14 protein-coding genes are annotated in these 21,205 nt (G+C 45.7%); 13 read left to right on the forward strand and 1 reads right to left on the reverse strand.

All coding sequences use genetic code 11. The features are described 5' to 3' along the window. Window positions 1-18 precede the first annotated feature (18 nt). Window positions 19-2,289 (reverse strand): EAL domain-containing protein, encoded by a 2,271-nt coding sequence (locus tag ACZ5PW_RS11590; RefSeq protein WP_464553602.1) that lies wholly within the window; start codon window positions 2,287-2,289, stop codon window positions 19-21. Window positions 2,290-2,494: 205 nt separating this feature from the next. Between ACZ5PW_RS11590 and ACZ5PW_RS11595 the strand changes: the two genes are divergently transcribed. The 13 genes from ACZ5PW_RS11595 to ACZ5PW_RS11655 all read left to right on the forward strand — a co-directional run bounded on the left by ACZ5PW_RS11595 (window position 2,495) and on the right by ACZ5PW_RS11655 (window position 21,119). Then, window positions 2,495-3,619, forward strand: coding sequence for a glycosyltransferase family 4 protein (locus tag ACZ5PW_RS11595; protein WP_464553605.1), 1,125 nt, complete (start codon window positions 2,495-2,497; stop codon window positions 3,617-3,619). Further along, window positions 3,616-4,875: an O-antigen ligase family protein gene (locus ACZ5PW_RS11600; RefSeq protein WP_464553608.1), complete on the forward strand. Its 1,260-nt coding sequence runs from the start codon at window positions 3,616-3,618 to the stop codon at window positions 4,873-4,875. The genes ACZ5PW_RS11595 and ACZ5PW_RS11600 overlap by 4 nt, the downstream gene beginning before the upstream one ends. Before the next feature lie 149 nt (window positions 4,876-5,024). Beyond that, window positions 5,025-6,533, forward strand: a complete 1,509-nt coding sequence (gene xrtD, locus ACZ5PW_RS11605; protein WP_464553610.1) for a VPLPA-CTERM-specific exosortase XrtD — start codon at window positions 5,025-5,027, stop codon at window positions 6,531-6,533. 34 nt (window positions 6,534-6,567) lie between these two features. Continuing rightward, the gene (locus ACZ5PW_RS11610; RefSeq protein WP_464553613.1) at window positions 6,568-8,943 is read left to right on the forward strand and encodes a tetratricopeptide repeat protein; all 2,376 of its coding nucleotides are present in this window, start codon (window positions 6,568-6,570) and stop codon (window positions 8,941-8,943) included. Window positions 8,944-9,083: 140 nt separating this feature from the next. Continuing rightward, complete coding sequence (locus tag ACZ5PW_RS11615; protein ID WP_464553615.1) at window positions 9,084-10,475, forward strand: undecaprenyl-phosphate glucose phosphotransferase; 1,392 nt, start codon at window positions 9,084-9,086, stop codon at window positions 10,473-10,475. 114 nt (window positions 10,476-10,589) lie between these two features. Continuing rightward, on the forward strand, window positions 10,590-11,165 hold the full coding sequence (locus ACZ5PW_RS11620) for a polysaccharide biosynthesis/export family protein (RefSeq protein ID WP_464553617.1): 576 nt from the start codon (window positions 10,590-10,592) through the stop codon (window positions 11,163-11,165). Between the two features lie 37 nt (window positions 11,166-11,202). Continuing rightward, a complete protein-coding gene (locus tag ACZ5PW_RS11625; protein WP_464553620.1) occupies window positions 11,203-13,002 on the forward strand; it encodes a hypothetical protein in 1,800 nt (599 codons plus the stop codon). A 14-nt stretch (window positions 13,003-13,016) separates the two neighbouring features. Beyond that, the gene (locus ACZ5PW_RS11630; protein ID WP_464553621.1) at window positions 13,017-14,768 is read left to right on the forward strand and encodes a GumC family protein; all 1,752 of its coding nucleotides are present in this window, start codon (window positions 13,017-13,019) and stop codon (window positions 14,766-14,768) included. A gap of 19 nt (window positions 14,769-14,787) precedes the next feature. Beyond that, complete coding sequence (locus ACZ5PW_RS11635) at window positions 14,788-15,693, forward strand: polysaccharide biosynthesis tyrosine autokinase (protein WP_464553625.1); 906 nt, start codon at window positions 14,788-14,790, stop codon at window positions 15,691-15,693. A gap of 11 nt (window positions 15,694-15,704) precedes the next feature. Continuing rightward, on the forward strand, window positions 15,705-16,688 hold the full coding sequence (locus tag ACZ5PW_RS11640) for an ExeA family protein (protein WP_464553628.1): 984 nt from the start codon (window positions 15,705-15,707) through the stop codon (window positions 16,686-16,688). Between the two features lie 46 nt (window positions 16,689-16,734). Next, window positions 16,735-18,666 carry a DUF4962 domain-containing protein gene (locus ACZ5PW_RS11645; protein WP_464553631.1) on the forward strand — a complete coding sequence of 644 codons (1,932 nt, stop codon included), beginning with the start codon at window positions 16,735-16,737 and terminating at the stop codon, window positions 18,664-18,666. A 34-nt stretch (window positions 18,667-18,700) separates the two neighbouring features. Further along, the gene (locus ACZ5PW_RS11650) at window positions 18,701-19,672 is read left to right on the forward strand and encodes a sulfotransferase (RefSeq protein WP_464553633.1); all 972 of its coding nucleotides are present in this window, start codon (window positions 18,701-18,703) and stop codon (window positions 19,670-19,672) included. Continuing rightward, window positions 19,665-21,119 carry an MATE family efflux transporter gene (locus ACZ5PW_RS11655; protein ID WP_464553636.1) on the forward strand — a complete coding sequence of 485 codons (1,455 nt, stop codon included), beginning with the start codon at window positions 19,665-19,667 and terminating at the stop codon, window positions 21,117-21,119. The genes ACZ5PW_RS11650 and ACZ5PW_RS11655 overlap by 8 nt, the downstream gene beginning before the upstream one ends. Window positions 21,120-21,205: the final 86 nt, after the last annotated feature.

Here is a 21,205-nt window from a genome sequence, read left to right on the forward strand (position 1 = left end):
GAATCAAGGTCAGGATTATCAGCGTCTGCGTCTTTCCCGGACCCAGCAGTTGCCTTCAATGGACTTGGCCCATTTTTTGAGGGATGCAGCCTGTTCACCGATCTCCATAAGGGTCTGATCCGGCTCGCAGTCCAGAATGGCCATAGACACTGAAACCAGTGGGAATTTGGCAATTGTTCCGTCACGCCCCTTGCCTTCTATCCATCCGTTCGCGGCATCTATTTCGTTATAGTTCTGTTTAACCAGCCTTTTGAACAGACGGGTAACAGATAGGCACACCCGTTCGGCTCTTTTGGGAGTGGTGACAATCACGAAGTCGTCTCCTCCGATATGCCCTATGAAGTCATTGCCAGCTCCGTGTCTCTTGGCAGACCACTGCAGTAACCTGCCAATCTGGAGTATTATTTTGTCTCCGTTTTTAAAGCCGTAAGTATCATTGTAAACTTTGAAGTTGTCGAGATCGGCGTAAATTATGCTGTATTTTTCCAAGGCCCTCATTCTGCGCTCGATCTCTTTTTCGATGTCGAGGTTGCCCGGAAGTCCTGTGAGCGGGTTGGTTCCCTTGGCCATTTCCACCTGAACGGAAGCGAGCGTGTCAAGAAGCCTCTGGACGGAAACCGTTCCCATCAGCTCTCCTTTCCAGGTAATTATTACATCATCGTAGGCCTTTTTTCGGGGCCGGGCCATGGCCATCTGTGAAACTTTTTCCACGGTGGTTTCAAGGTCTACCATGAGTGGATCATCATCCATTACCGAGGTGATGGGTTTGTTAGAGTATAGTGCTACTCCGTATTTACCGGAAAGATGTTTGTTCAGAGTATATTCCATTACCAGTCCGCAGGGGATTTTATTGCAGACGACAGCAATGCTTCCGAGCGCGTTTTTCTGCTCAAACAATTCCTGCACAACAGGGACCGGGGTGTCTGCCTCTACTGATTCCACTTTATTGACAAGGTTTTTGACGGGAATGCCATAAGTGGCATTGTCATATATGGAGTCTTTGGACATTTTCAGGGTCATGGCTTCTCCCGTCAGCTGGGGCTTCAGCCTTTGCGGTCTGGCCAGAAAATACCCCTGTCCCAGATGTACGCCCATATCTATCAAAGTCAGAGCCTGAGCCTGTGTTTCTATTCCTTCCACGATTAATTTTCCGCCGATTTTTTCTGCGAAATCTGTGAAAGTATCAATCATCGCCCGGTTGACCTGATTTGTCTCGATGTCGTCAATAAAGGATTTATCCATCTTGATGTAGTCGGGTTTGATTTCCGCAATGGAAGTAAGACCGGAGTATCCTGTTCCCGCATCATCGATGGCTACCAGATATCCCTGGTTGCGGTAGTGGTCGAGTGTTTTGCGAAAGGTCTTGAAATCTTTGACACTGTGCCGCTCGGTAATTTCAAATACAATATTTCCGGGTTTGAGACCGAACTTGTCCAGAAGTATGCGTGTTTCACCGGTAGTGAAGTTCGGGTCCACTATTGTGCGGGGGTGTATGTTCAGAAAAAGTTTGTGCTGAGGCCTGTGTTCTCCAAATGAACTGATAGCTGCTTCGCGGCACTGTTTTTCGAGCTGGAACAGCTTGCCGAGTTTTTCGGCCATATCAAAAAGTGTGAGAGGAGAGCGGAACGGGGAGTTTCTGGGACCTCGTGCCAGAGCTTCCCAGCCGTGGATGGTTTTATCACTCAGGTTTACAATGGGCTGATAGTGGCAGCGGATATCTCCCTGCGCCAGAATGTCACTGAACTCATTGGAGAGCTCCAACTTGGAAATATCCATGCTTTTCTGGGCTTCAAGCCGGGCTTCACCGATTGAAGAAAGAAAACCGGACCAGAGCATGTCGTTGGACTGGGCGGAGTAAAAAAATGAATGTCCGCTATTGATTGTTATATTGTTTCCTGTTCTGCCTATCTGTTCACTTTTAATTCTGTTTTCAACATTAACTTTCAACTGGTAGGCAAATTCCTGCAATTGTAGGCTGCCGAGGGATTCTCTGGGGTCAAGCAGGAAAAATTCACCTGCATTGAAAGAAAAGATATGAAATTCATCATGGCCTAGAGTGGATTCGCCCTCTTTGGTTATGGCTTCTTTGATATCATGCTCCAGTTCTTCTGCCCATTCTGGACCGTACATGGCGGAAAGGGTGGGGAAATCCTGAATAGCAAAATATAGTATGTTCAGCCGTCCGGCATTTTGTATGAGGCTGCCGATTCCGGGACCTTCCATATATTCTACGCCATTGACTGAATTTTCGGTTAGTGATTCGGCTTTTTTCTTAAGGAGTTGCAGCATTTCTAATGAGCTCCGCAAAGTAGGTGTTTCAAAACAGTAAGCAATATTATCACTGCGCCAAAGACACTACTCCTAAAACGAGTCTGTTTGTTACTGAAAGGTTACATTTTGTTTAAATAATGTTGCTTTGCTTTTCGCCTTGGGCGCTGGCGTAAAGCTATGCTTTGAGGTAGGCAGATAGAAACATGTTTTAATCGGGGGATTGGTGAACAGTATTAAAAAACATATACTTCTGGTTACTCCGGATATGAATATACCGGGTGGCGTGGCTGAAACGGTCAGGCTTTTGTCTCAAGAGCTGGAGGAAAAAGCACATGTCCATATTAAACCTTATGGGCGCCGTTTCGGGCAGAAAGGTTTAAGCAGATACTTAATGCCTGTGAGGGATATTTTAGGTTTTGCCTTGTTGCTTTTCAGAAGACACTTTGACGTGATCCACATGAATCCTTCGCTTAATCTGCGTTCGGTTATCAAGGAATTTCCTCTGCTGATTATGTTTTATCTGTTCGGCTATTCCGGAAGGGTCTTGATTTTTTTCCACGGCTGGGAACAGGATTTTTTTAATAGTATTGCCGAAAAGAAATGGGCTGCAGCAGTTTTAGCGAACCTGATCAACAGGTCCGGCACTGTTCTGGTCCTTTCGGAAAAGTTCAGGGAATGTCTTCTCGGCATCGGGGTAGAGGAGGATAAAGTCCGCACTATCACAACCATGGTTAATCTGGAGGAACTTCCGGTCGTTACTAAGAAGGGGAAGCAGTGCAGAACAATTCTGTATCTCTCCCGTTTAATCAGGGAAAAAGGAGTATATGAAACAGTTGAAGCTTTCAGTCGGCTTACTTCAAGATTTCCTGACCTTAAGCTCATTATGGCTGGGGAAGGCCCTGAGAGGGCCGGGCTTGAAAAGATGATAGCCGTGAAAGGCCTTATAAATGTTGAGTTGTCCGGTTATATCCGTGGGCGCGAAAAGTTTGAAGCTCTTGAAAAATCATGTATCTTTCTTTTACCTACCAGATATGGTGAAGGATGCCCTGTGGCACTTCTTGAGGCTATGGGAGCAGGTCTTGTTCCGGTGGTGACTGATGCCGGAGGGATAAAGGAAATTATTCAGCCCGGGAAGAACGCGGTTCTTATTCCGGAAGTGAGCGCTGAAGCACTTGAAAATGCGGTGGAAACATTGGTGTCGGACCCCGGCGCCATTGAGCGGATGTCCGCCGAAGCGGCAGAGTATGCGGCAGATCATTTCAGTTCCGCAAAAGTGACTGAAATTATAATCGGATGCTATGGACACATGATTCCAAAATCTTCAAAAAGAACAAAAAATAATAAATGACAGCACTACTGGCTTTATTTTTCTTTTTCAGGCCGATTATGTTCATTGATATCGGCTGGTTGGTATTCGGGCTTAATGTCAGTGAAGTCTTTGCCATTTTCGCCACCGGTCTCTTGATTATCGCCTTCATATTAAAGATTATTTCATCAAAGACCCTGAATATTTCAGTCGTTGATTTTTTCCTGTTCTCTTTTATTGTCTGGGTATTTTTTATTTATGTTCTCTATATTGACCGTTCCAATCTCAAGGATGCCGCCAAGTTCGTTCTGCCGTTCGTAACCTATTTCGTATTGAAGAATGTTATTACCGACACCAGACGTTATGCAAAGCTGGTCAAGATAATGCTTGTGGGGTATTCCATACCCATTTTGGCAAGTACATTTCTCATTGTGCAGGGGAAAAGCCTTTATACCGTGCTTTACTGGAACAATCTTGCCAGATTTAAGGGTATATATGTAAACAGCCATGACCTTGGGCATTGTATGGCTCTTTTTTGTATGCTTCTTGTTATTTATGCCGTGGTCTGTGCGGAAGACAGGAAGCTTATTCCCATTACCAGACAGAGACTTTTTTTTGTTCTTGTGTGCACCATGAGCATTTTTGCTTTGTACTGTCTGTGGAAGAGTTATGTCCGTACATGTCTTCTCGGTCTCATAGCATTTATTTATTACTATTTGTTCAGAGTTAACAAGAAGCTTCTGGTTATCTTTACCGGAGTTATGTGTTTTGTAGGAGTTTTGTTTGCAGCGATACTCTACACCGTTTTCTATGACATGGTTGATTCAGCTAGCGGCAGGGATGCGGCTGAAAATTTCGGTTCCGGTCGGCCTTATATCTGGAGGCATAATCTAACTGAATTTTCAATGCAGCCTATTGATGGAATTCTGGCCGGAGTCGGGGTTGGAAATACATGGTCGCATACCAAGAAGAAGACCGAAGTTGTGGGAGAAATGCTCAACAGCCATAATGATTTTCTTGATGTGCTAACCCAGACCGGCCTAGTTGGATTTCTGCTTTTCATGTCCTTTCAGTTTTGCCTGCTGCGGAAGATATTGGCTTTGAACGGGAGGGTGCGTTTTGTTTTTCTTGCTTTTTTCCTGTCGGTTGCACTCATGAATTTTGCCAGCAACAGCTACATTACCAGATTCGGACTGGGCCAGATGTTTTACTCAATTTTATGTTTTGTGGAAATTCCCGAAGTACTAAATGATGACGAAGATTCCATTTCTTCTGACGGGGGGGACTCCGGAGCTTAGACTGGGATTTTGATAATAAGGTGGCTGGTGAAAAGTATTTTACATTTCGGCATGTTTGATGTTTCTGGTCGGTGTTTTTTCTGTTATGGTTTATTAAAAATGATGTCAGTAAAAGTGGCCATTAGTATATTCCCGGGAGTTGAGTTCAGGTGACTGCTGTTTTATCTTTTATATTGGTTCTGGCGGCCTGGACCGCCTTGTATTGGGATTCCTTCCCCCCTCTCCTAAACCGCTGGAACAGCGATGATTATTCATACTGCTGGCTGGTGGTACCTCTTGCGTTGTACACGGCATGGCAGAGAAGGGATATGCTTCCGAAACCCAGCCTGCCTTCTGTGAAGTCCGGCTATCTTGTCCTTCTTCTTGTCTGCGGACTGTTCTTTCTGGGTAAAGCTTCAGCTGTGGATGCGCTGGTTTTTGCCTCAATGTGGCTGTGCGTTCTTGCCACGGTGCTTTTTGTTCATGGCTGGCGTTCCATGAAAGCCTTTTTCTTTCCTCTGTTGATTCTTGCTTTCGCCATTCCGCCGCCGCCTTTTATCAACCGTATGCTTACTTTCAAATTGAGGCTGATCTCTTCCGACCTTTCAGTACGCATGATGCAGTTCATTGATATTCCCGTCTACCGGGAAGGCAATGTGATTGATCTGGGTCTGATTCAGCTGCATGTTGTGGATGCCTGCAGCGGGCTGCGTTATCTTTTCCCTACAATTCTGCTCGGCATCATTATGGCCTGCTGGTTCAACAGGCACACATGGCAGCGGGTGATTGTTGTGCTGGCGACTGTTCCGACCGCTATTGCCACTAATGCCCTGAGGATTGCTATTGTCGGTTATATTGCCCGTAATATTTCGGTCGAGACTGCCGAGAACTTTTTTCATGATGCTTCAGGTTTTGTTATTTATCTGCTTTCGATAATTATGCTGGTGGGCTTGAGTCTACTGCTCAATTTTCTTGGCGGTAAACCTGAAGGAAAAGAGCAGGTTACTGCTTCAAATTTTGGTCAGGCCGCGACTAATTCACCGTTGCACCTGATTGTCATGGCCGTATTTCTGGCGGGCATGTTTGCCGGGCATCTGAATCTTGTTTCGGAGCGGGTTATTCCCGACCGGCAGAGCTTCGGGAAGTTTCCAATGGAATTTTCCCGCTATGAAGGAACGCGCGATTATTTCGAGGACAACATAGTTAAATCTCTCGGAGCGGACGATTATCTTTCAGGTGTTTTCAAGGATAAAGAAAGCGGAAGGAATATTCTGGCTCTTGTATCGTATTATGACTATCAGGAACCGCAGCGCGCAGCGCATAATCCCGTAAGCTGTCTTCTCGGCGGAGGGGGCTGGGATCTTTCTTCGTCTACAGATCTGCCGCCAGCCCCTGAAGACGGACGTCCTTTCGAAGTCCGGCGTATGATTCTGCAGAGACCCGGCTACCGGCTGTTGGCACTGTATTGGTTTCAGCAGCGGGGACGCATCATAACGAATGAATATTTAAACAAAGCTTATCTGGCTCTTGATTCGATTCAGAAGCAGCGCACTGACGGTGCTTTGATCCGTCTTGAACTGCTGCTCGCTGACGGAGAAACCATTGAAGACGGCCAGAAAATACTTGATCGATTTATCGGTGATTTCAGTTCAATCCTAGCTCCGTATGTTCCTGAGTAGTTTTCAGGCTGAGACAGGCATGCACGAGGATAAAATGCGTAAGATAATATTTCCGCTGATTTTGATTGTAGTAATATCCTGTCTGTTCGCTGGTTGTGAAAAAAGACGGGAAGAGTTCTACGAGAAGGCCGTTGAATACTACAAACAGGAAAAATATACGGAATCGCGTCTTGAACTCAAGAACGCCCTTTCAATCGATCCGGAATGTGCTGAGTGCCGCCTTCTTTTCGGTAAGTTAGCCCTTGAGGAGGGTAACTTTCAGACCGCATTTGTCAATTTCCGTTATGCTACCGAATTTGATCCGCAACTCACCGAGGCTAAGGTGGAGCTGGCCAAGCTTTATCTGCTTGCCGGAGAATTTGATAATGCCGGAGACATGGCAAGGCAGGCTCTGAATGGCGACCAGAGTAACATTGAAGCACGACTGGTTCTGGCATCGGTTCTGGCAGAAAACCGTGAATTCGAAGATTCTGAGCGGATGCTTGGGATAGCTAAAAAAGAAGATCCGGGAAACCCTGATGTGTATCTGTCCGCCAGCAGTGTCTATGTCCGGCAGGATAAGATGAAAGAAGCGGAAAAAGTTCTGTTGGAGGGTGTTTCACATGTTCCTTCTGATGAAGCTCTTCTCGTCAAGCTGGCTGCTCTTTACCGTCAGACCGGTGAAGCGGAAAAAGCCAGGCCTTATGTGGAAAAACTGCTCAGTGTCAGTGGTGGAGAACCGAGGTTTGTTATTTTTGCGGCTGAATATTTTTCCGGCTTAGACGAAAATGACCGGGCTGAATCTCTTATGTCAGAGCTGGTAGGCCGTTATCCGGAAAATGATGAATACCGGATACTTTACTCCCGGCTCCTTAGTGCAGATAAGAAATTCAGCATGGCTGAAAATGTACTCAAAGAGGGTATTGCCGCTGACAGGGGAACGCTTGAACTGCGTTCTGCACTGTCTTCACTGTATATTTCCCAGGGACGGCAGGAAGACGCTGTTAATGTTCTGACCGCCGGTATCGAAGTGGATTCTGAAAGCACGGACAATGTAGTTTACCGCAAACAGTTGGCCACGCTTTATCTTGATATGAACGAAGCACTTAAGGCCTTGGAACAGCTGGATGAGGTTATCGAGCGAAATCCTAAAGACTCGGAAGCTCACTACCTGCGCGGACAGATTTATCTGCTTGAAGGCAAAGGCCAGAAAGCAGTGGCTGAGTTCAGGCAGGTTGTAAGGGATAATCCGACAAGTGCTCCCGCTTATGTTCTTCTCGCAAAAGGGCATCTCGCAAACGATGAGACCAGTATTGCCATAGAAAATCTTAAAGAGGCCATAAATCTTGATCCAGGTTACGGACCTGCCCGTGAAGCCCTGATCAATACTTATCTGGATAGAAAAGACTGGTATCAGGCCATTCTTGAGTTACAGAGGCTGCGAGAAAAGAGACCTGATGATATCAATATTCTGACCGCTATCGGAGATGTGTACGCCATCAAGGGGGATAATAGCCTTGCATCGCGTACCTTCAATGAAATCTCTGAGAAATTTCCTGATTCACCTGTAGGATTTCTTAAATTGGCAGAACTGGCCGGTGCTGAAGGCAAAAACAGGCAGGCTGAAAGATATTACAGCGATGCCTTGAAAATTGCCCCTGATTCTCTTGCTGCCATACAGGGTAAAGTCGCTTCAATGCTTGAACAGAATAAATATACTGCGGCAGTTAGATTCTGTGAGGAACTGTTGGAGAAATTTCCCGATAATGCCCGTATCTATGAAATTATGGGCAGGATTCAGGCCCGCAGAGGCAATTTTGAGCAGGCGGAGGATAGTTATTCCAAAGCTGTCTCTCTCGCCCCGCAGTGGATGATCCCCTACATGAGGATTGGAGATCTTTATGTGGCTGAAGACAGGATCAGTGACGGAATAGATAAATTCATCGCAAAGATGGCGGAGGACTCCGATAATCCGGGTCCCAGATTTATCCTCGGGCTTTTATATGAGCAGGCCGGAGAGTATGGCAAGGCTCGCAAAGCCTATTCTGAACTACTTGAAAAGGTTCCCGGTTTTCAGTTGGCTGCCAATAATCTCGCTTACCTGCTGGCCACCAAGTTTTCTGACAGCGGCGAAGCAATGCAGGAAGCTTTGAAACTTGCCCGTGTGGCTGCCAGCAACCAGAGTCCCGAAGCATTGGACACCCTCGGCTATGTGTTGTTTTTGAAAGGTGACTATCAACAGGCTCTGCATGTGCTCAATTCCGCTTTGCAGATTGCTCCGGACTTCTCTGCAGCCCAGTATCACAAGGCATTGGTTTATTACCGTCAGAATAATAGAAAGGAAGCTAAAAAGATTTTAACCGCTCTTCTCCAAACAAAAGAAGATTTTCCCGAGAAAAAAGAAGCGGTTAACCTCCTTGATAGACTTTGATTGTTTATAAGGGTGTGTTTTTCTATCTGCGGGGATCGCTTTTTGCGGTCTCCGTTTTTATTTGTAAAAAGATACTGTATAAATTGAACATTTATTGTAATATTTAGCCGTGACTGAAAATACTGCAATGGGAGGTTGCTGTGAATCAATTTTTCAGATTACCGGCCGGTATGCTGGGAACTTTCCATAAGATTCTTGATCCGATGTTAGCTTCGGGAACACTTGTTTTTCTCTATTCTATATTTTCCCCTTCATCATTCGTTGCTACAGGCTATGAGCTTCTATTGCTGTTTGCGTGTTCTTTTCTGCTCACGCTTTTATGTTTCAATATAGCCGGAGTTTACAGAGACTGGGCCGGAGCTGAACTTATTTCCGAATGCAACAGAATTGTTGTGGCTGCGCTGGCGGTTTTCGGTGGACTGCTTATTCTTGGATATGTCTTTAAGGTATCAAGTATTTATTCAAGAAGTGTTGTTCTGTCCTGGATTTTCATCTGGCCTGCCTTGATGTGTATTGAAAGAATTTTTCTAAGAAAATTCTTTTTCAGCTGGTTTTTCGAAACCAGACTGAACAAAAAAGCAGTAATTGCAGGTAGTGGGACCTTGGGGGCAAGGCTTGCTCAATGGATTGATGAAAATCCGTGGGCCGGGATCAATGTGGAAGGTTTTTTTGACCGTGAAGATGAGCAATGTAACGGCCAGAAACCATGTCTCGGAAAGATTGAACAGCTCCCTGAATATGTGAAACAGAACAGGGTTCAATTGGTTTACCTTGCACTGCCCATGCGGGAAGAGGTCATTCTGGAAGGTCTGTTGCGTGAGCTTGAGGATTCAGCTGCCCAGATTTATTTTTTTCCGGATATGTCTATATTTAAACGGCTTATGGGCGGAGATGTGGCTCAGGTTGCAGGGCAGGCTGCTATTGCTCTGCGCTCTTCTCCTTTTGAGGGGATTAACGGTTTTATAAAACGGGCTGAAGATATAATTCTTTCGACCGTGATACTTATGTTCATATCACCCTTGATGATTCTTATTGCTCTGGGCATTAAGCTGACATCTAAGGGGCCTGTTTTCTTCAGGCAGTGGCGGTACGGTCTGGGGGGAGAGCCTTTTCAGATTCTTAAGTTCAGGACCATGAAAGTTCTTGAAGACGGCTATGAGTTTGTTCCCGCTTCCAGAGATGATCCCAGAATTACCGCTTTTGGACGGTTTTTGCGTAAGAACAGTCTGGATGAGCTGCCCCAGTTTATCAATGTTCTGATGGGGTCTATGTCTATTGTCGGCCCAAGGCCCCATGCGGTGAAAATGAATGAGGAATACCGTACCCACGTTCCCGGTTATATGCTCCGCCATATTTCAAGACCCGGCATAACCGGGCTCGCACAGGTTAACGGCTCAAGAGGGGAGATACGCTCGGATGAGGAAATGTACAAAAGAATCCTTTACGATATTGAATATTTGCAGAAATGGTCTGTGTTTCTCGATCTGGAGATAATTTTGAGGACTGTTTTTAGTTTTGCATGGCGGCAGTAGATTAAGGATTTAAACTTGTCTGTTGCTGTCAATATTTTGAATTTTAAGGAAAAACAAATCACAGATTTACGATTGCACTGTTAAGTTATCATTTATCAGTCGGGGGGTATTGTTATGAACTATCTGAAATTATGTGTCTTTGTTCTATCTGTTATATTTTTTGCAATGTCTGCAGACGGGGCTTCTGCCCAGAAAGCGGCTGATAATGCTTACAGGTTGGGACCTGAGGATATTGTCGAGATTTCAGTCTGGGGTGATGATGATCTTGCCCGTGAAGTTGTAGTCAGGCCCGATGGCGGCGTGTCCTTTCCTCTTGCAGGAGATTTGAAGGCCGGGGGGCGCACTGTCAGCCAGCTTCGTGAAGAAGTAAGGAAACGTATAGTTGAGTATATTCCTGATGCGGCGGTCACTGTGATTTTGCGAAAGGTCGAAAACCCAAAGATTTATGTGATGGGAAAAGTGCAGAATCCCAAGATGATTGTCATGGGTCAGCAAATGACAGTTGTGCAGGCTCTGGCCATGTCCGGGGGGCTGAGCAACTTTGCAGACTCCGGAAATATTGTGGTGGTCCGTAGGTTTCCGGACGGAAAACAGAAGGTTTTCGAGTTCGATTATGATGAATTCGCCGATGGTGACAATCTTGAACAGAACATAATTCTCCAGTCAGGTGATACGATAGTGGTCCCCTAAGCGGGGAAATTAAAAATGTTTATTATAGAGGAGTTCGATGTCAGTGGCTGTTTACAGGTATTTACGCATATTGCTCTGCACATTGGCCATTATTCCGGTGTGTGGTGTAATTGCCGGGGAGGACTCTTCCTGGGTAGTTCGGATGCCTGTTGTTGTGCCTCTTGATAATATCCGCGAACCGTTCCCCGGAAAAAGCTCGGTCTATGTTGCGGATCTCAAAAGGCCGGTCAAGGGTGTGCTCATAAGTACCCGTCCGATTGATGCGGAACCTGTTGATGACCCTGAAGTCATCCTGACAGATCAGGATTCAGTTGCTGATATCAGTGACGGTTCTGCTCGCAATCCAACTGACGAAGACCTTACGGCTGCTTATGTTTCAGTTGAAGATGATCCAGCCGCTTCAGGTGCTGGAATTGATAAGGTCTCCTCAAAAAAAGGTATAAAAAGAGCTTCTGTCTCGACGGTTGCTGGAGGTGTTGACGGGAAGAAGTCTTTATCGGGTGTCCAGATTGCTGCAAAAGATGATTCGGGCAGTTCCTCAAAGCTTGAGATCCGCAGGTCGGACAGCCCCGAACCGCAGATGGTCAGCAGGGCTGAGGTGGATGATCAGGATCGTTATACAGACCCTTCAGTTTCCCTTTTGCCCTCGGATATTGATGAAGAAAGGCGCTGGAAGTCTTCGGAAAACGGCTTGTTCTTCACTACTCCGAAAAGGTTTCTGGGACTCTCCGGTAAATTTGTCCGGGCTGTTCCTTCACTGACTCTGACTGAAACCTATGATTCCAATATCGACTACACCGATGTTGACGATATGGTTACTGAAATTACGCCCTCCCTTAACGTGGACGTGATCAGTGAAGACATGAATTTGAAGTTTAACGGGGATTTTATCTACCGTGATTATTTTGAGAACAGTAAGTTCGACCGTTATGATTACAATGTGAACCTTTCCGGGAAATACAAATTTTCCCAGAGGCTTGATGCCGGGCTGACTCTTGCCCACAGACGTTATCATAATCTGGACCAGAATACTTACGAAGCCGGGGGTGTGGAACTTGACCCGACAATAGTCCTTAAGACCACCGCAACTCCGGAGGTGAGCTGGTGGCTGACCGAACGTGATAATATTCGAATCTCAAATTATACGGATAAAACAGATTATGAACGGGCTGCTGATTCGGATTATGTGACGAATGTTTTGAGCATCGTATGGGGGCATCAGTTGCCCAACGAGGTCAGCAGTGTGTTTGCCGGGCAGATGAGTTCATTCACACATTTCAGCAGGGAGATAGACGGCTTCAAAAGCGATCAGGTTTCCTTTCAGGCTGTAGTCGGGTTTGACCATAATTTTTCTCCAGAATGGAAACTTTCCGTCAAAGGTGGACCGGGGATCACTTATTCGAATTATTCAACTGATTCCGTAACCGGAGACAGCGAGGATTTTCTGTATCAGGTCCGGGCGGAACTGGGATACAGACAGTTCAAGTATGCCATTGTTCCTGCTCTGGAGAGGATTGTCCGTCCCGGAAGGTACGGTGAAAACGAGGTGATGGATCAGGCTGAAATATATGGCCGTTACGATTTCAACGAATTTATGCAGTATGACACCATCAATACATGGTGGCTCAATGAAACAGATGGCGCTGCCGGCGGACAGAAACATAAGGCCTCGGGAATATTCACACAGCATATTTTTCGCTGGGAGTTTGAAAAGGACTGGAAGTGGATGGTCGGTTTCAGCTACAACTGGGGCCGTAATGAACTGACAAGCGTGATCAATGAAAGAGTAAAAACATGGATGGGAATAAGTTATTCCTTTCCGACCGAGATAAATTAAGGGGTCAGGATTTAATGCAACAGAGTTATGAAATTGCATATTATATAGACGTGCTGCGGCGCAGGAAGTACCAGTTCATAATTCCGGCAGGAGTTCTGTTCTCCATCATATGTGTTCTGGCTTTTGTTCTTGCTCCGGTCTACAAGTCCACTGCCACGATTCTGATTGAGGATCAGGATATCCCGCAGGATCTGGTTCAGACCACTGTTACTGGTTTTGTAGAAGAACGTCTGCAGTCTATTTCCCAAGTGGTTTTAAGTCATGGTAATCTTCTTAATATTATCAAGGAGTTTGAGCTTTATCCGGAGTTGATCGGAAAATACACCACTGAGGAAATAATAACCAAGATGCGTGAGGATATTCAGCTTGAGCCGATTACAGCTGAGGTTACAAACCAGTATTCAGGTCGTCCCGCCAGTGCAACCGTAGCCTTTACCCTTTCCTATGAAGGGCGCAAACCCCAGAAGGTTGCGCAGGTAGCCAACGTTTTAACCTCGCTTTATTTGAAAGAAAACCTCAAAGAACGTGAGGAAAAAGCCAAATCAACTTTTGAATTTCTTGAACTGCAGTTGGCGGAACTGCGCTCCGAGATTCTTGAACTGGAATCACAGATTGCGGCATTCAAGGAAGGTCATGTCAATGAACTGCCTGAACTGCTTGTCCACAATATGAACTCCATGGAGAAACTCCAGCGTGAGATGGATAAGGTTCAGGAGCAGATAGCATCACTTAAGAACCGCAAGGTCTATCTTGAAGGACAGCGGGCCAGCATTGATCCGCACCTTAAAATTGTATCCAATGATGGAACCCGCTTTTCAACTGCCAAGGAAGATCTTGAAAAGCTGCGCCGGGAATATATTGCACTTACTTCAAGGTATTCAGAAAAGCATCCCGAAGTGCTCGCAATGAAACGTCAGCTTGAGTCATTGGAACTGGAAGTGGACGCAGTGCAAAGCTACGACCTTGTTAAGCGTGAATTGAGAAAGAGAGAACAGGAATTGGAGGTTCTGCTCAAACGTTACTCAAATAAACATCCTGATGTAGTCAGCCTTAAGCGTGAAGTGGACGCCTTGAATGAACGTCTTGGTGAAGTCTCACTGGAAGACGGGATGTTTGAAAGTACAATGGAGCTGCCAGACAATCCCGGATATATACAGATCGAGACACAAATAGCTTCGACTGAACTTGAGATTGCCGAAACCGAGCGGGTTTATGCTGATCTGAGAAATCAGTACCGCAAATATCAGCAGAGAGTAGTGAATACTCCACAGGTTGAACAAGAATACAAAATTTTGTTGCGTGATTATGAGAACGCCCAGTTGAAATATCAGGATATTAATAGCAGGCTTCTTGCCGCCCGCGAAGCCAAAGGGCTTGAGCAGAGCCAGCTCGCGGAAAGGTTTACCCTTATTGATCCTCCCATTGTTCCTGAAAAACCCATACGTCCCAACCGCCTCGCTCTGATTTTGGTAGGATTTGTTCTTTCCACCGGCTTCGGCATCGGAATCGGTGTTTTTCTGGAATTTATGGACCGATCAATACGCAGGCCGGAGGAGCTTTCAGAAATAGTCAAACTTCCCGTTCTCGCGGTGGTTCCGTATTGGGAGACTGAGGCCGAAGCCCGGAGTATTGTTAGGAAGAAATGGACAGTCACTCTTTCGCTGCTGATTTTCATGGTTGTTGCTGTGGCGGGAGTACATTTTTTCTATATGCCCCTCGATGTTATCCTGGTGAAAATTATCCGCAAGCTGGCGCTGAATTTTTAAATAGGTAAATGGAGTTAATATGAGCAAGTTACTCAAGGCTGTGGAAAAAGCCAAACGTAACAAACGCCTGCAGGAGTCCGTCAATTGGACAGAGAAAGGGGCTTCCTATGTGGAACCGGCGGAGGAAATTTCGCAGGAATGTGATGACGGGTCTGAATTTGAAATTGAAGAAACTTGTCAGCCGGGAAGCATAGATTCTGATGGAAATGGTATAGTTTGTCCTGTTCCTTCTTCATATTTCGATGATGATCTGGTTCTTGATGAGCTGGCTCTGGCAAAGAACAGAGTTCTTACTACACACAGCAGTGCTTCATTTACTGATATCTACAACCTGCTGCGTACCCAGATTTTGCACCGTACCAAGAAAAAAGGGCATAATGTCCTGATGGTTACCAGCGCAATGCCCGGGGAAGGAAAAACAATTACTTCCATAAATCTGGCAATCAGTATTGCGCGGGAAGTGGACCAGTTTGCTTTGCTTGTGGATACCGATATGCGTAAACCCAGTATTCATGAATTTCTCGGAATAAACGCGGAAAAAGGACTTACCGACCATCTCCTTCATAATATTCCGGTTCATGAATTGCTCATAAAGCCGGGAATAAACAAATTATCCTATCTTCCTGCCGGGGAGCCCATTAAGGGGTCCACCGAGATTCTCGGATCACCCAAGTTGCAGGAACTGATAATGGAGATGAAGGAAAGGTATCCTGACCGCTATGTAGTATTTGATTGTCCGGACCTTTTACATGCACCGGACGCTCTGGTATTTTCAAGTTATGTTGATGGGATAATTTTTGTTATCGAGGCCGGAAAGACTTCACGCGAACATGTTCAGAAAGCGCTCGGATTGCTTGAAGGACGCAATATTGTCGGTGTTGTGTTGAATAAAACGGATAAAGAAAGTCTGGACGTTGTTCCTTAGGTGGCTTCTATATGTATCTAGAGTTTTACGGTTTAAAGGAAAAACCTTTCAATATTCTCCCTGACCCTGATTTCTTTTATCTGAGTCAGTGGCATCAGCAGGCTATTACCCATATTGAGTATGCTCTCATGAACGGTGACAGTCTGATTCTGCTTACAGGGGATGCAGGGACGGGCAAAACTTCCATCATCTACAAGATGGTCCTTGAGCGCAGGGAGGATACGCATATAGGTGTTATCTTTAACAGTGCGGTCGGCGGTGATCATATTGTGGAGATGATACTTACCGAACTGGAAGCCGAGCTGCCTGAAAATCCCACTCCAGCTGCCTGTCTTGATGCTTTGCAGCAGTTTCTCCTTGATATCTATACCAGAGGAGAGAAAAAGGTTTTGCTCATTCTTGATGAGGCGCAGAATTTGAGTGACGATGCTCTTGAGCAGGTGCGGATGATTTCAAATCTGCAGGCAGGTAAGGACAATCTGATTTCCATTCTGATGGTAGGCCAGTCCGGTTTCAGGGCAAGGCTGCGCAAAGCCCGCTACAGTCAGATTGTACAGCGCATTGTGGTCAGCGCGCACCTGTCAAAGCTTCGCGATCAGGAAGTGGTGGAATATATTCAGTACAGGCTCAAGCAGGGCGGGGCCTGTGATCCCGGAACGGTCTTCACCGAAGAAGCTCTTTTGAAAGTTAGTGAATATTCATACGGCATTCCGAGAAATATCAATGTTCTTTGTGAGGGGGCTCTTATTTACGGTTTTGCCGATGATATAAAGCCTGTAACTCCCGAGGTGGTGGAAAGTTACGCCAGAGAGCGGATTGACGACGGTCTATTAACCGTTCCGGAATCCACCAGCAGGAATGAAGAAGAGGAAATGGTTCTTTATGTAAAGGATCTGGAAAAAAGAATAGCAAGCCTTGAAGCTTCTGTAGGGATTGTGAAACGAACGCTCATCAAGATTATCAAGGCCATTAAGAAAATGGACCTTAAAAAATAAGACTTTGCCGGGAAGTCCCACGGGCGGAGGAGCTGGGAGTTTTTTTATGCGGCTGAAACATAGCTTTTTGTTTTTAGTCATTGTTCTCGTGCTGTTCGCTGTACCGGAGAGAAGCGGAGCTGTTGATTATTCAGTATTCAGGGAAAGACCCCGTCTATATTTCAATGAGCAGAAACTTGAGGAACTCAGGGCCGTTAAAAATCAGAAGCCTTATTCGGACTTTCTCAAGGTAATCCGGAAACGGGGCAGGGGACAGGTAGGAAGCCGGGTCCCCAACAACCTGCTGCGCTTTGATGCCAGTACAATCAGACGTCCGGCGGACGGTCTTTTAAATCTTACATTTTACTATCTCATTACCGGTGATTCCTCCTATTTTCCCACAATAGAGAATCTGTTGAGCTTATTCAGCACAAATCCGGACTGGGCGGGAAACAGTGATATGGGGCCTGCTCATGTCCTTTTCTCAATGGCTCTTGCTTATGACTGGCTTTATGATGAGCTTTCTTCCCCCATGCGTTTGCTGGTGAAAGATGCAATCGCTGAGCATGCTCAGATTTTTTATGAGCTGACCAGAAAGCGTGAAATCTGGTGGGCTCAGGACAAGGGCCTTCTGCAGAATCATAATTATGTTAATGTCGCAGCGATGGCCGTTGCAGGTATTGCCTTGTATGGAGAAGACAAAAGGGCGGTTAAGTGGCTCGAAGAGGCTGAGCGTAATTTTGATGCCGTGCTTACCCTGCTTTCACCGGACGGAGCATCTCACGAAGGTATAAGTTACTGGAGCTACGGAACTCTCTGGCTTATGAATTATTATTCTGCTTTGGCTCCTGCGCAAGGTTATGAAAAGATAAAAAATAACGGTTTTTTTAAAAACACTGCAAAGTTCAGGCTGTATGCATCACTGCCCGGTTTTCAATATAATGTTGATTATGCAGATTCGCTGCTTATAGACTACTATGGTCCGGGGGCTTTTCTGCGTTGTCTGGCTTCAATTTTTAATGACGGGCATGCGCAGTGGCTTGCGGCTGAAGTCGAGTCGCAAAGACGAAAGCGGACTGTCCTGTGGCAGGATTACATCTGGTATGATTCTGATATTAAACCCGTTCCTCCGGAAAATATGCCTCTTTTCGGCTGGTTTGATAATCTGGGAATTCTTCTTTCCCGATCATCATGGAAAAAGGATGCTTCACTGGTGATGTTCAAGGCAGGTCCACCTCAGGGTTACCTTGCGTTATCCAAAGGAGTTTTTCCCGGCTCACATATCCATCCCGATGAAGGCACTTACAGCATCTGGCAGGGGCACAAGGCTCTTGTTCAGGACGACAGCTATGTTCTTAAGAAATTGTCGTCCAGTCACAATCTTCTTACCTTCAATAAAATGGGACAGCTTGGTGAGGGGGGAACATGGTTTTTACAGTATGATTACAAAAAAGACCGTGGATCTGTTCGAAAGCCGAGGTTCAGTGCTGGTGATGATTTTCAGGCAGTAGAGATTGAACTGTCCGGACTTTATCCATCCGCTGTGCGTCCTAAGTCATGGAGAAGAGCCTTTGTGGTTATTAATGGAGCTGACGTATTTATAAGGGATAAGGTTGTTCCGTCCTTCAAATTGCGGATCGAGTCTCTTGTCCACCTCACCCGAAATGCCCGCGAAGTAGAAGAGGGATATTGTCTGGACTTTGCCAAGGGCTATTCTTTCTATTTCATAGGCCGGGAGTTCGTAACTGATCTGCGCAGGTATTCTGTTCCTACGAAGTCAATGGGCCGCAACATACCCCGGATAGGAATGCTTATTTCGGCTGAAAGAGAAACAGACACTCCGGTTTCAACCGTTACGGCCATTGCACGGTCCCGCGAGGGGTGTACGAGGGCCCTGACAGTGAAAGAATACGACCCTGAAACTGATATTGCTCTGGTTGAAACTGCCGCCGGTAACTATAGAATTGACTTTTCAACTCTCAATATAACCGCTCCCTGACCGTGATATTTACATCACTGAGGTCGATAGCCAGATGAAATATGTTTTCCTTCTTTATGACAGCAGGTCGGGCTCTACGCTTTTATCTTCGTTGCTGAACCTTTATTCCGGAGTGGTTGTTACTCAGGAAACAGCTTTCATGCCTTTGGTGCTTGAAAATTTTACCGATGAATCCCGACTCAAAGTAAATGATCTGCTTGAACTGTTGTATTCCGAGCCACAGTTTTGCGACCTGAGAATTGATCGATATGTACTGAGTGAAAGCCTAGAATCCATAACTGATTTTACTTATCGCAAAGTGTTTGACTGCATACTCGAAAAGTATCTTAAGGTCCGGGGAGAATCAGAGCCGGAAATTCTGATAGTTAAAGGTCCCCGCTATGAATTTCACATGGAAGCTTTACGGGAAATGTATGAATCGGTGAAATTCATTAATCTTATCCGTGACGGGCGGGCTGTATATAATTCCAAGCTTGATATGGTTTCTGTGTCCGGTCTTAAAATGTCGAATAATGTTTTTCAGGCAGCCTTTGAATGGAAAAAGAAGCTGCGAATCGCTGAAGAAGATTCCGTAATCAATGTCCGGTTTGAGGATCTCGTTACTGACAGTGAGTCTGTTTTGCAGGTTATTCTTGAGGGAATCGGCCTTAGCAGCGAGGGCAGAGATATTTCATCCTCCCAGCAGGAATTCCACAACCTTATCGGTGGAAGCCAGAAACATCTGCATGAAAATGTTAAAAGAGAGCCTGATAAATCCATTGCCGTTAAATGGATGAAGAATCTTACTCCCGCCCAGATATGGCTATATGAGAGAATCTGCGGGAATGAACTGACTGCAAACGGTTATAAACTGAGTGCTGACCCTGCAACTTCCCGGGCAGCAATAGCGGCCCTTGCACTTTATGATGGGCTGCACTGGGTCTGGTTAAAACTGCGAAACCTGTTTTACTATACTTTTGTAGATAGAAGCATCATGCAGAAGCTTAAAGGGAAACGTTTTGAGTGATAACCTGTCTACATTATACAAGGTTGTCTTGGTCTTTAGCGCCAAGATTGGAAAGGGGGTTGGCGGGCTTTTCCTGACCTGGGCACTGGCACACAAGTACGGGGCTTACGGTTCCGGACTTTTCTTCATCCCGTACACTTTCGCATTCCTTAGTGCTCTCATTGCGCAACTAGGACTGGGCAACGCATGTATGAAATTTGCGCCTGTCCTTAAAAAAGAAAATCCTGGGAACCTCTCATTCCTGTGGACTTTAAGTATGCTTGCTGTGGGGGCGTTTTCCGGCGGATTGCTACTGCTCATTTTTGCAGTACCGGAATTTTTTTCAGAACTTGTTTTCAAAAGCCCGGATAAAACCGAATACATTCTTTATGCCGCCCCGATTATACTTTTCTGGGGACTAACCTACCTCATAATCTTTTTTCGGCAGAGTCTGGGCGATGTTTCCGGGATCGCGGTAATAGAAAATACAGTCATACCCTGGGGTATGGTACTTATTGCCCTGTCCACATTCCTTGTGGATATGAGTGTGCTGAATTATGTCTTGTGCATAACCATCCTTTTTGCGGCCAGTTTTCTTTACGCCTTTTTTACTACACGGCATAAGTACAGTTTACGGTTCTCCTTAGACCTGAAAAGTTCGCTGACTCTCAGGGATATCGCAATTTACTGTCTTCCTCTACTGGTTATAGCAGTTGCCCAGAATTCTCTGGTCTGGATCAATACCCTGATACTCGGCAGTATCGGATCGGTGGCAGATTCCGCGGTTTTTGTGTCCGGAATGCGTGTGGCGATGAGTATCTCGATACTGCTTTACACTTTCAACAGTGTTTATGTTCCGCATATCTCTTCGGCATATGCAGATACGGACTATGAGGCCATCGGAGAGCTTTACAGCGATATCACTTGCGCTCTGTCCTTGTTCTCCTTTGTGGTTCTTGGGCTTTCGCTCATGTATTCGGACCTGATCATGGCCAGCTTCGGCTCTGATTTTGATGATGGAACAGTATGTCTTATTTATCTGATTCTCGGGAATGTTTTCAGCTGTTATATCGGTCCTGTAGGTTATATTCTGCTTATGGCCGGAAGGTCCGGTCTTGAAGCTTTCAACACTGTTGCAGCTCTTCTGGTTAACGGAGTGCTCTGTTTTTCTCTTTACGGGATAATGGGAGTCAGCGGGGCGGGAGCAGCTTTTTTCTGGGCTTTTGTACTGGTGAACATGCTCCGTTATTTCCAGTGCCGCAAAATTCTTGGTTTAAGGTGGATGAACCCTATTCAGGCCCGCATAGTGACTATCCAGATTGTTTTTGCTTTTTTTTATTTGATTGCGGCAAAGTTTGATTTGAACAGGGAAGTTGTGTCTGTTGTATTTATGAGCAGTTACCTGTTTGTTAATCTGAGGGTAATTCGGGATTTGATAGGAAAAATGCGGGTGACGAGGGAGATATAATTTCAGGGCTATAAAAATGCAAAAAGGACCGGGCTGGAGGTATCCCGGTCCTTTTTGCATTTTAAGGAGTGTGATGAGGAATGAAG

Source organism: Maridesulfovibrio salinus (assembly GCF_055394525.1).

Coding starts and splice junctions, on each gene's coding strand:
- ACZ5PW_RS11590 (WP_464553602.1), bottom strand. CDS start 2,289: ATGCTGCAACTCCTTAAGAAAAAAGCCGAATCACTAACCGAAAATTCA.
- ACZ5PW_RS11600 (WP_464553608.1), top strand. CDS start 3,616: ATGACAGCACTACTGGCTTTATTTTTCTTTTTCAGGCCGATTATGTTC.
- ACZ5PW_RS11610 (WP_464553613.1), top strand. CDS start 6,568: ATGCGTAAGATAATATTTCCGCTGATTTTGATTGTAGTAATATCCTGT.
- ACZ5PW_RS11620 (WP_464553617.1), top strand. CDS start 10,590: ATGAACTATCTGAAATTATGTGTCTTTGTTCTATCTGTTATATTTTTT.
- ACZ5PW_RS11625 (WP_464553620.1), top strand. CDS start 11,203: ATGTCAGTGGCTGTTTACAGGTATTTACGCATATTGCTCTGCACATTG.
- ACZ5PW_RS11630 (WP_464553621.1), top strand. CDS start 13,017: ATGCAACAGAGTTATGAAATTGCATATTATATAGACGTGCTGCGGCGC.
- ACZ5PW_RS11635 (WP_464553625.1), top strand. CDS start 14,788: ATGAGCAAGTTACTCAAGGCTGTGGAAAAAGCCAAACGTAACAAACGC.
- ACZ5PW_RS11640 (WP_464553628.1), top strand. CDS start 15,705: ATGTATCTAGAGTTTTACGGTTTAAAGGAAAAACCTTTCAATATTCTC.
- ACZ5PW_RS11645 (WP_464553631.1), top strand. CDS start 16,735: ATGCGGCTGAAACATAGCTTTTTGTTTTTAGTCATTGTTCTCGTGCTG.
- ACZ5PW_RS11650 (WP_464553633.1), top strand. CDS start 18,701: ATGAAATATGTTTTCCTTCTTTATGACAGCAGGTCGGGCTCTACGCTT.